This window comes from Pseudomonas sp. FP2294 (assembly GCF_030687625.1).
Taxonomy (GTDB): domain Bacteria; phylum Pseudomonadota; class Gammaproteobacteria; order Pseudomonadales; family Pseudomonadaceae; genus Aquipseudomonas; species Aquipseudomonas shahriarae.
Genome location: NZ_CP117441.1, coordinates 2,275,015 through 2,290,341, shown reverse-complemented (window position 1 = coordinate 2,290,341; position 15,327 = coordinate 2,275,015). Strand labels below are relative to the sequence as shown.

General features: G+C 60.8%; 12 protein-coding genes. 8 read left to right on the top strand and 4 right to left on the bottom strand.

Annotated elements, in window-relative coordinates; all coding sequences use genetic code 11:
* Window positions 1-92: 92 nt before the first annotated feature.
* The gene (locus tag PSH73_RS10090) at window positions 93-866 is read right to left on the bottom strand and encodes a M12 family metallopeptidase (protein ID WP_076964783.1); all 774 of its coding nucleotides are present in this window, start codon (window positions 864-866) and stop codon (window positions 93-95) included.
* Between the two features lie 285 nt (window positions 867-1,151).
* Here PSH73_RS10090 and PSH73_RS10085 point away from each other — a divergent pair, with 285 nt between their 5' ends.
* The 6 genes from PSH73_RS10085 (at window position 1,152) to PSH73_RS10060 (ending at window position 9,254) form a co-directional block, all read left to right on the top strand.
* Window positions 1,152-2,249: a carboxynorspermidine decarboxylase gene (locus PSH73_RS10085; protein WP_057438683.1), complete on the top strand. Its 1,098-nt coding sequence runs from the start codon at window positions 1,152-1,154 to the stop codon at window positions 2,247-2,249.
* A 29-nt stretch (window positions 2,250-2,278) separates the two neighbouring features.
* Complete coding sequence (locus tag PSH73_RS10080) at window positions 2,279-3,523, top strand: saccharopine dehydrogenase family protein (RefSeq protein ID WP_057438684.1); 1,245 nt, start codon at window positions 2,279-2,281, stop codon at window positions 3,521-3,523.
* Between the two features lie 1,244 nt (window positions 3,524-4,767).
* Window positions 4,768-5,118 (top strand): DUF6124 family protein, encoded by a 351-nt coding sequence (locus PSH73_RS10075; protein WP_305462393.1) that lies wholly within the window; start codon window positions 4,768-4,770, stop codon window positions 5,116-5,118.
* A 122-nt stretch (window positions 5,119-5,240) separates the two neighbouring features.
* Window positions 5,241-5,747 (top strand): sigma-70 family RNA polymerase sigma factor, encoded by a 507-nt coding sequence (locus PSH73_RS10070; protein ID WP_057438686.1) that lies wholly within the window; start codon window positions 5,241-5,243, stop codon window positions 5,745-5,747.
* Entirely contained in the window at window positions 5,744-6,703 is a 960-nt protein-coding gene (locus PSH73_RS10065) for a FecR domain-containing protein (RefSeq protein WP_271043963.1), read from the top strand. Before PSH73_RS10070 ends, PSH73_RS10065 begins: the two co-directional genes overlap by 4 nt.
* A gap of 100 nt (window positions 6,704-6,803) precedes the next feature.
* A complete protein-coding gene (locus tag PSH73_RS10060; RefSeq protein ID WP_120732579.1) occupies window positions 6,804-9,254 on the top strand; it encodes a TonB-dependent receptor in 2,451 nt (816 codons plus the stop codon).
* 75 nt (window positions 9,255-9,329) lie between these two features.
* On the opposite strand, the gene PSH73_RS10055 is transcribed toward PSH73_RS10060, so the two are convergent.
* Both PSH73_RS10055 and PSH73_RS10050 read right to left on the bottom strand, forming a co-directional pair.
* On the bottom strand, window positions 9,330-10,514 hold the full coding sequence (locus PSH73_RS10055) for a sugar transporter (RefSeq protein ID WP_198800206.1): 1,185 nt from the start codon (window positions 10,512-10,514) through the stop codon (window positions 9,330-9,332).
* Between the two features lie 87 nt (window positions 10,515-10,601).
* Window positions 10,602-11,600 (bottom strand): bile acid:sodium symporter family protein, encoded by a 999-nt coding sequence (locus tag PSH73_RS10050; protein WP_076964780.1) that lies wholly within the window; start codon window positions 11,598-11,600, stop codon window positions 10,602-10,604.
* 84 nt (window positions 11,601-11,684) lie between these two features.
* Here PSH73_RS10050 and PSH73_RS10045 point away from each other — a divergent pair, with 84 nt between their 5' ends.
* On the top strand, window positions 11,685-12,473 hold the full coding sequence (locus tag PSH73_RS10045; protein WP_115127996.1) for a helix-turn-helix transcriptional regulator: 789 nt from the start codon (window positions 11,685-11,687) through the stop codon (window positions 12,471-12,473).
* Window positions 12,474-12,744: 271 nt separating this feature from the next.
* Here PSH73_RS10045 and PSH73_RS10040 read toward each other — a convergent pair whose 3' ends face one another.
* Window positions 12,745-13,773: a LacI family DNA-binding transcriptional regulator gene (locus PSH73_RS10040; RefSeq protein ID WP_115127995.1), complete on the bottom strand. Its 1,029-nt coding sequence runs from the start codon at window positions 13,771-13,773 to the stop codon at window positions 12,745-12,747.
* A 213-nt stretch (window positions 13,774-13,986) separates the two neighbouring features.
* On the opposite strand from PSH73_RS10040, the gene PSH73_RS10035 reads away from it, so the two are divergent.
* Window positions 13,987-15,318, top strand: coding sequence for an MFS transporter (locus PSH73_RS10035; protein WP_305462385.1), 1,332 nt, complete (start codon window positions 13,987-13,989; stop codon window positions 15,316-15,318).
* The last annotated feature ends 9 nt before the right edge of the window (window positions 15,319-15,327 follow it).

Sequence of the window (15,327 nt, the reverse complement as noted above, 5' to 3'; positions counted from 1 at the left end):
GAGCTATTGTCGGCAGCGGGTCATAATGAGACAAACTCATTTTACTGTAGATGATCACGAATATCGCTCATGATCGACCTGCCCCAGGCGTTTTATGGAGACGGCTGAACGTGACGGAAGTCCCACCAACTGGCAGAAACTGGTTTTTTCTTGACCTCGGGTGGATAGAGCGAGCGGACAAAGTTGATATCACCCTCGGAGAGCTCATTGTTGTCCCCAATAGCATCTCCACTGTTGAGCCAGGATGAATTGAAACCATAATGCATGATGGATTTACGATCATAGTCAGATGACACAACATCGGAAACCAACGGCCCAAAATTCGCTTTTAGTTCTTTCTCCCCACCTTTATCCATGTAGGTTTTCTTGACTTCGGACCAATTGATATCCAAATCATTGTTTTCGTGCTGATGTTCATGTTGCAACCCCAAAACATGACCGAACTCATGCTGGATCGTACCGGCGTTATAAGCATTCGGCCCACCCTTGAGGCCGATGACCATTGTAGGTTTGTCGGGCGGTACATAGAGCGAGCGGGTACCCAAGTACGAATGCCCACCGGAAATATCGTTGTCTGCGGCAATCCGGATATCCCCGTCGGCGGCGTCAGTGAACTCAAAGTGCAGATTGACGTGAGGCGCCCATTTGTTGATGTTGGCTTTGGTAAACTCTTCTTGCGCTTTACTCATGCCCATCAGGGAAATTCTTATGACTGAGTGTTGTGGCCATAACGCCGAAGCTGACGCCACCCCACGCTTTTGCCTGGAAGACGCAGCAACCTCCCCCTTGGCAGTTTGATCGGCGTTCTCGTTGGGCAGGTAGTCCGGTGGATAGACAGATAAGTGAGCGTTCAGTTGGACAGTCAAAGTCGTAGCTCCAGCAGCGATGTATTTCCCATTACGTCGTAATTCGGCGCTATAGGTTCCACTGGGGCCATGACAAGAGTTTACGCGTGACGATCAAGCGTGCGCCTGGCGACTAAACCACTGCCTGACCGCCTGGCCACAGGGTTATGGACCCATTTGCTGACCAATACCTGAGTGGCCTGTAGGCCCAAGCCTGCAAATTCCGCTGACTAACCTTTCGATCCTGAGCAAGTGCGGGCACAATGCCTGTCCTTTTTTGGCAGGCTCCGCCGCAGGCTCTGAAAAATGATCAAAACCCCGTATTACCTCATCGACAAACAGAAGCTTCTGGTCAACATGCAGAAGATCGCCTACGTGCGCGAGCAGTCCGGCGCCAAGGCGCTGCTGGCGCTCAAGTGCTTTGCCACCTGGTCGGTGTTCGACCTGATGCAGGAATACATGGACGGCACCACGTCCTCGTCGCTGTACGAGCTCAAGCTCGGTCGCCAGAAGTTCGAAGGTGAAGCCCACGCCTATAGCGTGGCCTGGGCCGACGATGAGATCGAGGAGATGCTCGACAACTGCGACAAGATCATCTTCAACTCCATCAGCCAGCTGCAGCGCTTTGCCGAGCGCAGCGAGGGCAAGACCCGCGGCCTGCGCGTCAACCCGCAAGTGAGCAGCTCCGATTACCTGCTGGCTGACCCGGCGCGCCCCTTCAGCCGTCTGGGCGAGTGGGATCCGGTGAAGATCGAAGGCGTGATCGAGCAGATCTCCGGCTTCATGTTCCACAACAACTGCGAGAACGGTGACTTCAACCTGTTCGACCAGATGCTGAACACCATCGAAGAACGTTTCGGCGCACTGCTGCACAAGGTCAACTGGGTCAGCCTCGGCGGCGGCATCCACTTTACCGGCGAAGGCTATGCCATCGACGCGTTCTGCCAGCGCCTCAAGGCGTTCTCGCAGAAGTACGACGTGCAGGTATACCTGGAACCCGGCGAAGCAGCGATCACCAACAGCGCCTCCCTGGAAGTGACCGTACTCGACACCCTGTACAACGGCAAAAACCTCGCCGTGGTCGACAGCTCCATCGAAGCCCACCTGCTGGACCTGCTGATCTATCGCCTCAATGCCAAACTGGCGCCGAGCGATGGCGAACACACCTACATGGTGTGCGGCAAGTCGTGCCTGGCCGGTGATATCTTCGGCGAATATCAATTTGATCAGCCGCTGGCCATCGGCGATCGACTGTCGTTCATCGACACGGCAGGCTACACCATGGTCAAGAAAAACTGGTTCAACGGCCTGAAAATGCCGTCCATCGTAGTGAAACAACTCGACGGTACAGTCGAAGTGGTTCGTGAATTTGGTTACGACGACTACCTGTCCAGCCTTTCGTAAAGCGGACAGATAAAGGAGAGATAAAGCAATTGAAAAAGAACGTTCTTATCATTGGTGCAGGAGGTGTCGCCAAGGTGGTGGCCCACAAGTGCGCGCAGCACAACGACGAACTCGGTCGTATTGCTATCGCGTCGCGCAACATCTCCAAATGCCAGGCCATCATCGACAGCGTCAAGGCCAAGGGTAGCCTCAAGGTACCCGCGCAGATCCAGGCCTTTGCCCTGAACGCCCTGGACGTGGAAGCGACCAAGGCACTGATCCGCGAAACCGAATCGCAGATCGTCATCAACGTCGGCTCCGCCTTCCTCAACATGTCGGTACTGCGTGCCTGCATCGATACCGGCGTGGCTTACCTCGACACCGCCATCCACGAAGAGCCGGGCAAGGTCTGCGAGACCCCGCCGTGGTACGGCAACTACGAGTGGAACCACCTGGAGGAATGCAAGCAGAAGAACATCACTGCGATCCTCGGTGTGGGTTTTGACCCAGGAGTGGTCAACGCCTATGCGGCGCTGGCGCAACAACAGCATTTTGACCGCATTGATTCGATCGACATTCTCGACGTCAATGCCGGCAGCCACGGCAAATATTTCGCCACCAATTTCGACCCGGAAATCAACTTCCGCGAATTCACCGGGCAGGTGTGGAGCTGGCAGAACAGCCAGTGGACCAGCAACACCATGTTCGAAGTAAAACGTACCGACGACCTGCCGGTAGTGGGTTCACAGAACCTGTACCTGACCGGCCACGATGAAGTGCACTCGTTGTCGAAAAACCTCGACGTGCCCAACGTGCGGTTCTGGATGAGCTTTGGCGAACACTACATCAATGTGTTCACCGTACTGAACAACCTCGGCCTGCTCTCCGAGAAACCGGTCACCACCGCCGAAGGCCTGGAAGTGGTGCCTTTGAAACTGGTCAAGGCCGTGCTGCCTGACCCGTCCTCGCTGGCACCGGGCTACACCGGCAAGACCTGCATCGGCGACCTGGTCAAGGGCACCAAGGATGGCCAGCCACGCGAGCTGTTCATCTACAACGTGGCCGACCACGAAGACGCCTTTGCCGAAACCGAAAGCCAGGGCATCTCCTACACCGCCGGCGTACCACCGGTAGCCGCTGCGCTGCTGGTGGCCCGTGGCGAGTGGGACGTGCAACGCATGGCCAACGTTGAAGAACTGCCAGCCGAGCCGTTCCTCAAGGCACTGGACGTGATGGGCCTGCCGACCCGTATCAAGGACGAAAAAGGCGACCGCGCCTGGGATGCTATCGCCTGATAGCGTCTTGATCGACGGATCGCTCCCACGTCCTGTGGGAGCGATCAAAAACATTGCCCGGATCGTTGCATGGGCGGATATCAATGTTGCCAGTGCCTAAGCTATCGCAGGCAAGCCAGCTCCCACAGGGGTTATCAGTGTTTGCGGGATCTGCGCACCTTAACGTGGGCGTCCTACAGCGAACACGCAATGCCATCTGGCCCAAAACAATGTGGGAGCTGTCGAGCCCCAGCGAGGCTGCGATGGCGGCAGTATTGCTGGCATTGATGTTGGCTGACCCACCGCTATCGTAGCCTCGCTAAAGCTCGACAACTCCCACAGGGTTTATCGGTGTTTACAGGATCTTCGCACCTTAACGCGGGCGTCCTACAGCGAACACGCAATGCAATCTGGCACAAATTAATGTGGGAGCTGTCGAGCCCCAGCGAGGCTGCGATGGCGGCGGTACTGCTGGCATTGATATTGGCTGACCAACCGCTATCGTAGCCTCGCTAAAGCTCGACACCTCCCACAGGGTTTATCGGTGTTTGCAGGATCTGCGCACCTTAACGTGGGCGTCCTACAGCGAACTCGTTATGCCAGCTGGCCCAAATTAATGTGGGAGCTGTCGAGCCCCAGCGAGGCTGCGATGGCGGCAGTATTGCTGGCATTGATGTTGGCTGACCCACCGCTATCGTAGCCTCGCTAAAGCTCGACAACTCCCACAAGGTTTGTCGGTGTTTGTGGGATCTGCACACCTTAATGCTGGCGTCCTACAGCGAACACGCAATGCCAACTGGCCCAAATTAATGTGGGAGCTGTCGAGCCCCAGCGAGGCTGCGATGGCGGCGGGATTGCTGGTATTGATGCTGGCTGACCCACCGCTATCGTAGCCTCGCTAAAGCTCGACAACTCCCACAGGGTTTATCGGTGTTTGCGGGATCTGCGTGCCTTAACGCTGGCGCACCAGATGCTTCCTACATCCGTTTCAGGTTGTCCCTCGGAAAGGTGCTGACTAACCTTCCCGTTGCCGCTGCCAAATCAGCGACCGGATTTGACCGTCCGACCAAACCAGTACGCTACAGCACCCCAGACCTATTTCAGGCGTTTTTCTTATGTCTGATGTATCGTGTCGCGGCAGCTGTGCGCGGGATACCTTCGGGTATGCCGGAATCACTGGTTTCCGGTCGGTCAACCCGCGTACAGCTGCCACCCTACTCGTTTGACCGCGAACGGTGGCAGCTCCACCTACCAGGAGCTTCACCATGATCAAACACAGCCCCAACCCCCCACCCAGCTACGATGCCAGTCTTCTGCGCGATGCGGCGTATCGTGCGATCAACCACTATCTGCACCCCGAGCCCCCCACCCCAACCGCTCAACCCAGCGACCCGGCGTCAGCAGCATTATTTACCGTGCGCACCGACCTGGACGCCGAAACCCTGCTGATCAATGCCTCGCAAGACCTGGCGTCGATCAACGTGATCGCCACGCACCTGGCCTTTGAAGTCGACGGTACGCACCGCAGCGTGGCGCTGGGCCTTTGCCGGATGCTCGAAGGCGTGCAGCTGCTGGTCGACCAGGCGCTGGATGGCTGCGCACAACCGGCCCTGTAGAGCTGGAATGCCGTTTTATGTAGGAGCGAGCTCGCTCCTACAATTACCGGTTGTTGCACCCCCCCTCGCACAAAAGGTAGTATTGAGAACGATTCACAATACCACCCTGAGAAAGTCGACCCGTGCAGTCACCTCCAATCCGCAAGCTGGGCTTCTTTTTCAACGACCATCACCGTTGGCTGCTGCAACATATCCAGCATCGCGTGCGTAACCATGCCGATGCCGAAGACACCGCCGCCGATACCTTCTGCCAGATGCTCGCCGCCCGGGTCGACCCCGACAGCATCGAGCAACCCCGGGCCTATCTCTCGACCATTGCACGCCGGCTGATTTTTGATCGTTACCGCCGCAGCCGTCTGGAAACCGCCTACCTGGAGCGCCTGGCCGCTGCCCCCGAAGCCTTGGCGCCCTCCCCCGAAGACCAATTGCAACTGATCCAGGCCCTGGTGGCGATTGACCGTGCCCTCGACGGCTTGCCGCTGATCGTCAAGGCCACGTTCCTTTATAGCCAGCTGGACGGCATGAGCTACGTGGCGATTGCGCGCAAGTTGCAGTTGTCCGAGCGCACCGTCAGCCGCTACATGAAACAGGCCCTGCGCCAGTGCTACCTGGCCGAGCTGGCCCCGTGAGCAAGGCGCGCCTGGACCCGGTCAGCGAGCAGGCCATCGACTGGATGGTGCGCCTGCGCGCCGGCAAACCGGATGCGCGGATGCAGGAACGCTTCAATGCCTGGCTGGCCCTGGACCCGGCTCACGCCCAGGCCTGGGCCCGTTTGCAGGAGCGCCTGGGCGGCTCGTGGAACACCCTGCGCACCCTCGAAAAACGCCTGCCCGGTGAAGCGCGGCAAGTGCTGTTGCAGCCCCATGGTTCGCGGCGTGACGTGCTGCGCGCCATCGGCGGCCTGGGACTGCTGGGCGGCGGCCTATGGCTGGCGGCGCGCAGCCCGCTGGGCGACAACCTGTTGGCAGACCTGCACACCGCGCGCGGCCAGCGCCAGACATTCACCCTGGCCGATGGCAGCCGCCTGAGCCTGAATGCGCAGAGCGCGGTGGATGTGCAATTCGACCAACACCAGCGCCTGATCATCCTGCGCCACGGCGAACTGGTGATTCAGGTGGCAGCCGATGCGCAACGGCCGCTGCGCGTGCGCACTGCCCAGGGCAGCATCCAGGCCCTCGGCACGCGCTTCCTGGTGAGCCAGGAGCCGCAGGCTACACGGCTGGTGGTGCTGGAACACTCGGTGCAGGCGACCCTGCGCAACGGCGTGCAGCGCACCGTGCTGGAGGGCCAAGCCGTAATGCTGCAGGCCGATCGGATCGAGCCGCTGGCCGGCAACCAAGGCTTCCGGGCCGACTGGCTCGCCGGGCACCTGAGTGTGCTGGACGACTCCCTGGAACAGGTGGTCAACGCCCTGCGCCCGTACAGCCGTGGTTTTGTGCGCGTCGATCCTCAGGTGCGCGACTTGCGCGTGCAGGGGGTGTTCCCCCTCAACGACCCGCACCGCGCCTTCGGCGCCCTGGCCGAAACCCTGCCGATCCGGGTCGATCACTACAGCCCGTGGCTGACCCTGATTCGCGCCAAATAACCCGGGCAACATTTTTTATGCAAATAACTCTTATTTGTGTCCGGTTTTCATTTTTCGTCCCACCTATCTCCTGACACGTCCACACCTTCAGGAGAATGCTGTGCTCAACCCTTGGCCCCACGCCCTTTCTGTCGCCGTTGCCCTGGCAACCCTGGCGAGCCCTGCCCTGGTGCAGGCGCAAAGCCTGTCTTTCAACCTGCCGGCCGGCCCGCTGGCGCAAACGCTGAACGCCATTGCCAGCCAGAGCGGGCGCATTGTGTCCCTGGACCCGGTGCTGGTGCAGGGCAAGCAGGCCAATGCCGTGATTGGCCAGATGCCGGCCGAACAGGCCATGGACCGTGCGTTGTCGGGCAGCGGCTTGCAGTTGCGCATCACCGAGCAAGGTAATTTCAGCGTCGAGCCTGCCACCGACACGGGCAGCGCGCTGCAATTGGGCGTGACCTCGATTGTCGAGCACAGCATCGACCCCACCACCACCGAAGGCAGCGGTTCCTACGCCGCACGCGCGGTGACAATCGGCAAGGGCACCCACACCCTCAAGGAAATCCCCCAGTCGATCACGGTGATGACCCGCAAGCAAATGGATGACCAGGACCTGGTCGACCTCAAGGACGCCGTCAACCACACCACCGGCCTGGTGGGCGTGCAAGGCGTGGGCAAAGGCATGATCATCACCTCCCGCGGCTTCCAGATCGACGACTGGCAGTACGACGGCGTGCCGATCCCGCGCAATACCTACGCCCTGGGCAACTGGGCGACCCAGGACATGATTTTCTTCGACCGCCTGGAAGTACTGCGCGGCGCCTCCGGCCTGCTGCAGGGCACCGGCAGCCCCGGTGGCGCAATCAACCTGGTACGCAAGCGCGGGCAGACGGCACCCACCGTGGCCCTTACCGCCAAGGCCGGCAGTTGGGACCACTACGGCCTGCAACTGGACGCCGGCGGCCCGCTGAACCAGAGCGGCACGATCCGTGGGCGGATGGTGGCCGACGAAGACCAGAGCGATTCGTTCATCGACTACGAATGGAGCAAGACCCACTCGCTGTACGGCGCCCTGGACTTCGACCTGCAGGAAGACACCACCCTGGGCCTGGCCGTCAGCCGCACCAATGCCGAATCCCGGCCGATGCTGCGGGGCCTGCCGCGCTACAGCACGGGCAAGTCGATTGACCTGTCACGCTCCACCTTCAGCGGCTCGCGCTGGAACCACTCGCAGATCGACGTCACCACCCTGTATGCCGACCTGGAGCATCGCTTCAACGACGACTGGAAGTTCAAGGTCGGCGCGGTGCGCATGAGCGAAGAAAACACCTCCACCCACCAGCGCGTGCAGAGTACCGGCAACGGCATCAACGCCGACGGCACCGGGTTGACCTATGCCGATTGGTACACCGATTTCGACGGCACCAAGATCGGCCTGGACACCCACCTCACCGGGCGTTTCGAAGCACTGTCCATGGCCCAGGAAATTACGCTGGGCGGCAACTATTCCAAATACACGTCCAACGACATCATTGCCCGGACCTTCAATAAAAGCACCGACAACATCTTCGACATCGACAACAACCGCCCCGAAATCAGCTACGAGGGTCTGATGAACACCCCCGGCGGCAGTGCAACACCGAGCAAATACGACATCCGCCAAAAAGGCCTGTATGGCAGTTGGCGCGTCAAGCCCATCGACCCGTTGACCCTGGTACTCGGCGCCCGTGTCAGTTGGTATGACTACAGCTATACCTCCTCGGGCATCGCGGCGGTGACCCACGCCACCACCGTCAACGACCCCAGCACCACCAACGAAACCGGCGAAGTCACGCCCTACGCCGGGATCGTCTACGACCTGAGCCGCGAGTGGGCGGTGTACGCCAGCTACACCGACGTGTTCGAGCCACAGACCCAGCGTAACCTCAGCGGTGCGGTGGTCAAGCCGGTGATTGGCAGCAACTACGAAGTCGGGCTCAAGGGCGAACTGCTGGACGGGCGGGTCAATACCTCCCTGGCGCTGTTCCGCTACGACCAGGAAAACCGTGCGATCACCGACTTCGCGCTGGGCGAAGTCCCTGCCTGCGGCAACAGTTACTGCGCCACCAGCTCAGGCAAAGTCCGCAGCCAGGGCCTGGAAGCTGAAATCAGCGGTGAAGTGTTGAGCGGCCTGCAACTGTTTGCCGGCTATACCTACAACACCACCAAGTACCTTGAGGACCGGGATAACAAGGGCAAGGTATTCAGCCAGTGGACGCCCAAGCATATGTTGCGGGTGTGGGGCGACTACCAGTTCAGTGGCGACTGGAGCAAGGTCAGCGCCGGGTTGGGCTTTACCACCCAGAGCCATACCCTGGGGTATGAGTACAACTATGACGTGGCGGGCTACACGGTCTGGAACGCGCGGCTGGCGTATCAGATGACGCCGGAGGTGGGCTTGGCGGTCAATGCCAACAACCTGTTCGACAAGACCTACTACGCCTCCGGGTACAACCAGTTGAATGGCAACAACTTCTACGGCGATCCGCGCAATGTGATGTTCAGTGTGAAGTACACGCCGCAGTTCTGATGGGCTGACACAGCGATGGCGTTCCTGTGGACGCCATCGCTGGCGAGCTGGCCGCTGCTGCGAACGCCGTTCACCTTATTCCCGTGGTCCGCCCTGCCCAAACCGATAAATCGACAGGCAGTACAACCCCAGCGCCGCCACCGCCAGCAAGCCCCCCGCCGCGCCGATCCAGGCAAAGCCAAAATGCCCGCCGACCCAACTGCCCAGCAGCGCGCCGCCGCCGATGCCGATGTTGTAGATCCCGGAAAACATCGCCATCGCCACATCGGTCGCGTCCGGTGCCAGCACCAGGACCTTGGACTGCAGCGCCAAGCCAAAAGCCATGATCGCCATGCCCCAGAACACGCTCAGCACCACCAGGTACGAAACGTCACCACTCAACGGCAACAACAGCCCCAGGCACAGCGCCAGCACCGACACGGCCACCAGCAAAAAGCGGTAAGGGTTGAAACGGTGCAGCAAGCTGAACAGTAACGACCCCATGATCCCCGCCCCGCCAAACACCAGCAGCACCAGGGTCACCGCATTGCCCCCCAGGCCCGCGACGCGTTCGACGAAGGGTTCGATATAGCTATAGGCGGTGAACTGGGCCGTGACCACCATGGCCGTCAACACGTACAGCGCCACCAGCGCCGGGCGCTTGAACAGCATCGGCAGGCTGCGCAGCGAGCCGGAGTTCTGGCTCGGCAACAGCGGCAAGGTGCGCGCCAGCCAGAACACCAGCACAGCGGCGAATCCGGCGATCACAATAAAGGTGGTGCGCCAGCCCATGGCCTCGCCCAGCAGACGGCCCAAAGGAATGCCCAGGACCATCGCCAGTGAGGTGCCCGTGGCCAATAAGCCCAGCGCCTGCACCTGCTTGCCCGGCGGCGCCAGGCGTACCGCCAGGGAGGCGGTGATCGACCAGAACAGCGCATGGGACAAGGCAATGCCGATGCGACTGACCATCAACAAGCCAAAACTGTTGGCCACGCTGGAGAGGATATGGCTGGCGATAAACATGCCGAACAGCACAATCAGCAACTTGCGCCGCTCGACGTTGCGGGTCAGCAACATCACCGGCAGCGACGTCAATGACACCACCCAGGCATAGATGGTGAGCATCAGGCCGACCCGGGCGATCGGCATGTCGAAGCTGGCGCCGATGGCACTGAGCAGGCCGACCGGGACGAACTCAGTGGTGTTGAACACAAAGGCCGCCAGCGCAAGGGCGATGACCGGCTGCCAGTTGGCTTGAGGTGTGGCGGTGGAAGTACTCATCGACAGGTCGTTTTACTCAGTTGCGCGCCGATCCTGACGGCCCGATGCCTGCCCTTGAGCGGCGCCGAAAAATAGTAACACGATGGCTCAGGGATCGACTTGCGCCATGATCTCGGGAATCGACTCCGGGCGCTTGGCATAGCGCTGGGCCAGTACCGCGCAGACCATCAACTGGATCTGGTGGAACAGCATCAGCGGCAGGATCAGCACGCCCATGGTGCTGCCGGCAAACAACACCTGGGCCATTGGCACCCCGGTGGCCAGGCTTTTTTTCGAGCCGCAGAACAGGATGGTGATGCGGTCTTCCTGGTTAAAACCGAACGCCTTGCCCAAGAGCGCGGAAGCCATCAGCACCAGCGCCAGCAGGATGCAGCAGGCCACCACCAGGCCGCCCAGCTCCCACAGGGGGATCTGGTGCCAGATGCCTTCGTTGACCGCCTCGCTGAAGGCGCCGTAGACCACCAGCAGGATCGAACCCTGATCGACGAATTTCAGCCAGTTTTTATTGCGCCCCACCCACGCACCGATCCAGCGTCGGGCGATCTGCCCGGCAATAAACGGCAGCAGCAATTGCACGCTGATCTTGAGAATCGCATCCACCGTGGAGCCGCCGTCGCCATGCACATTGAGCAACAAGGCCACCAGCAACGGCGTAAGGAAAATACCGAACAGGCTGGACGCCGCCGCGCTGCAAATCGCCGCCGGGATATTGCCCCGCGCCAGGGAAGTGAAGGCAATCGCGGACTGCACCGTGGCCGGTAGCGCGCATAAGTAGAGCATGCCCATGTACAGGTCTTTGCCGATCATCGGCGACAACAGCGGCTTGAGCGCCAGGCCCAGCAGCGGGAACAGCACGAAGGTCAGGCTGAACACCAGCAAATGCAATCGCCAGTGCCCGGCACCGGCGACGATGGCCTGGCGCGACAGCTTGGCGCCATGCAGGAAAAACAGCAGCGCGATGGCCAGGTTAGTCACCCAGCCAAACGCCACGGCGGCCTGGCCGCTGACCGGCAACAAGGAGGCGAGGACCACCGTGGCAATCAGGATCAGGGTGAAGTTATCAGGTAAAAACCGGGGGCGTTTCATTAGCTGTTCTTCCAGGGGTTGCCAGGGCGTCGTGGCGACTCTAACGTAACGGCTGCCTACCGACTAACGCCAATGAGCCAGTAAATGCCGCCTAAAGGACATGAAAAGGCCGTTCGCCGCAGCATCCCCGGGCTCGCCAGCCTGCCGCGCCCGGTGTATGGCCGCACCGAATCCCTGCCCAACCGCGCCCTGACCCGTCGCCATAGCCACCCGTGGGTGCAGTTGTCGTATGCGATTTGCGGGGTGCTGGAGATCCACACCAGTGCCGGGCGCTTTGTCGCCCCGCCGCAGCGCGCGGTGTGGATCCCGGCGGGGGTGCCCCACCGCGTGTTCAGCTCGCCCCACACCGAAATGCGCAGCCTGTACCTGGACTGCAGCGTGACGAGCTGGGCCGTGGAACGTTGCCAGGTCCTGGCGGTAAGCGACCTGCTGCGCGAGTTGATCCGCCGTTTCAGCGAACTGCCGGTGGAATATGCCGAAGACGGCCCGGACGGGCGCCTGGCCCTGGTGCTGCTGGACCAGTTGGCCGCCGCGCCGCAGGTTGACCTGATGCTGCCCCTGCCTGTGGACAGCCGGCTGCGACAGATCTATCGCAGCTTGAGCCTGCACCCGGAACAGGCAACCACCCTGGGGCAGTGGAGCCAGAAGTTGGGGGTCAGTGAGAAAACCTTGAGCCGGTTGTTCTTGCGCGATACCGGCCTGACCTATCGCGCCTGGCGCCAACGGCTGCGACTGCTCAGCGCCCTGCCCGACCTGGAACGCGGGGAACGGGTGACGGATGTAGCGCTGGGCTGTGGGTATGAATCGGTTTCGGCGTTTATCGCAGCGTTTCGCCAGCAGTTTGATGCGACGCCAGGGGAGTTTTTTCGCTGATTGAATACCGCGGCTTTTGACCGTCCACAATCCCCCTGTGGGAGCGGGCTTGCTCGCGAAGGCAGTGTGTCAGTCGATAAATTCAGTGACTGAACCACCGCCTTCGCGAGCAAGCCCGCTCCCACAGGGGATCTTGGCCGGGCACAGCGTTTTGGCCACACCACCCATCAAATGTGGGAGCTGGCTTGCCTGCGATGGCGGTGTACCTGTCATCAATGAGAGAGACTGGACCACCGCTATCGCGGGCAAGCCCGCTCCCACATTTTTGACGTCAGCGCAACAAAGACGAACTCGCACGCACCTGCAGCTGCGGCGCCACCTTGATCGACTCGACAGCCTCGCCCTCGATGCGCTTGAGCAGCAGTTCAACCGCATGGCGGCCCATCTCTGCCAAGGGCAGGCGCACGCTGGTCAGGGGAACCATCAGTTCGTTGGCCAGCGGTATGTCATTGAAGCCCACCACGGCAATGTCCTTGCCCGGCATCAAGCCCTTGTCACGCGCAGCACCCATCAGGCCGATGGCCAGGAAGTCATTGACCGCAAAAAACGCCTGGGGCCGTGGGTTCAGGCTCAGCAGATACTCGCCCTGGCGATGCCCGGTCAGGCTGTCAAAAGGACCATTGAGCGTCCACTCCGGGCGTAGCGTGATGCCTTGCTCACGAAAGTAGCGGGTAAACCCACGGGTGCGATCCGCCCCGGTCGAGGCGTGCCGCTCACCCGCCAGAATGGCCACATCGCGACAGCCCAATTGGTACAAGTGCTCGGCCGCCAACCAACCGCCCAACTCATCGTCACTGCACGCCGCCAGATGCCCGGCAATCTGCCGGCTGACCAACACGTAGGGGATGTGCTTGCGCGCCAACAGGTCGAGCAGCGGCTGGCTTTCGCCCACATGGGAGTCGCCGACGATCAGCCCGGCCACCGAGCGGCGCAAGGCGTGCTCGGCACGCGCCATCTGGCGTGGCTGCTGGTCGTCGGTATTGGAAACGAAGGTGAGGTAGCCGGCCTGTTCGGCGGCACTGTCGATGCTGTCATAAATGGTCGCCATCACCAGGTCGGTGAGCCTGGGCATGAGCACACAGATTTCCTGGCTTTTGCGCAACTTCAGGCTCGATGCCTGGGTGTTCGGCCGGTAATCCAGCTCTTTGGCCAATGCACGAATGCGCGCCACCACTTCGGCCGAGGCCGCTCGCTCGACCCCGGCCGGGTCGCCATTGAGTACCCGGGACACCGTGGACACATGCACACCCAGTGCGGTCGCCATGGATTTCAGGGTGGCAGGGCGAGATGGGCTCGGCATGGTGGAGAGGCTTCCAACTGTCTGATATTTAGCGCGCAGATTCTACCCGAACGGGCGTGTCGCAGCCGCAGGTAAATTTTTACCCAAACGTTTGACTAAAATTTTTACGAGCCTTACATTTCGCCAACCCAAACGTTTGGGCAAACAATAAAAAATACGCCGGACGCGGCCGACTTTTTGACTTCTGCCATCATTTTGAAGAGTCAGATCCTTATGAACAGCCCCGCTATCCCGTCTTTCCGCTACCAGATTTTCTTCCTGATCATGCTGATGGCACTGCTCAACTACATCGACCGCGGCGCGATTGCCTATGCGTCGGCGAGCATTCTGCCCGAGTACGGTTTCGACAAGGCCGACTGGGGCAACGTGCTGGGATACTTCGGCTACGGCTACATCCTGGGGGCATTGGTCGGTGGCATTCTGGCCGACCGTTTTGGTGCCAAGCGCATCTGGCTGATCGCCGGCGCCACGTGGTCGATCTTTGAAATTGCCACGGCCTTTGCCGGTGACTTCGGGCTGGCGTTCCTCGGCGGCTCGGCCATGGCCGGTTTCGCCACGATCCGCGTGATGTTCGGGTTTGCCGAAGGTCCGGCGTACTCGGTGATCAACAAGAGCGTGGCCAATTGGGCCACGCCCAAGGAGCGCGGTTTTGTGGTTTCGGTCGGCCTGCTCAGCACCCCCTTGGGGGCACTGCTCACCGCACCAGTGGCCGTGGGCCTGCAAACCCTGACCGGCAGCTGGCGCAGCATGTTCGTGGTGCTGGGCGTGGCCAGTCTGGCGCTGCTGATCTATTTCATGACCCGTTTCACCAACACCCCGGATGAAAACCCGCGGGTATCCAAGGCCGAACTCGACTTCCTGCGTAAAGAGCGCGCCGAAGCCGCCAATGCCTCGACCCCCACCACCAGCGTCGCGCCGGTCTGGCACTTCTTCAAGAACAAGGACCTGCTGCTCAATGCCATCGGTTACTTCTCGTTTGTGTACGTGACGTTCCTGCTGCTGACCTGGACCCCCAAGTACCTGCAGGATGAGTTCCACTACAACCTGTCGTCGCTGTGGTACATGGGCATGATCCCCTGGACCGGCGCCTGCTTCACCGTGCTGCAGGGCGGCAAAATATCGGACTGGCTGCTGCGCCGCACCGGCAACCTGAAAGTCGCCCGCAGTTGGCTGGCCGCGACCTGCCTGCTGCTGACAACCCTGTGTTTCATCATGGTGTCCCAGGCCCAGACCGTCTGGGGCGTGATTGCCTTGATGACGTTGGCCAACGCCTTAAACGCCCTGCCCAACTCCGTCTACTGGGCCGTGGTGATCGACACTGCGCCGTCCAATCGGGTTGGCGCCTACAGCGGCATGACGCACTTTATCGCCAACACCGCTTCGTTTATCGCCCCGATGCTCACGGGCTACCTGACCGTGCATTACGGCTATTCGTCGATGTTCGTGGCCGCCGCAGTGGCCACGGCGCTGGGCATGAGCGCAATGCTGATGGTGCGCCCAGGCGGTCGCCAGGTCGCCCCACCCTCTGTACCCGCAGCTGTTTGATGGAGTTGT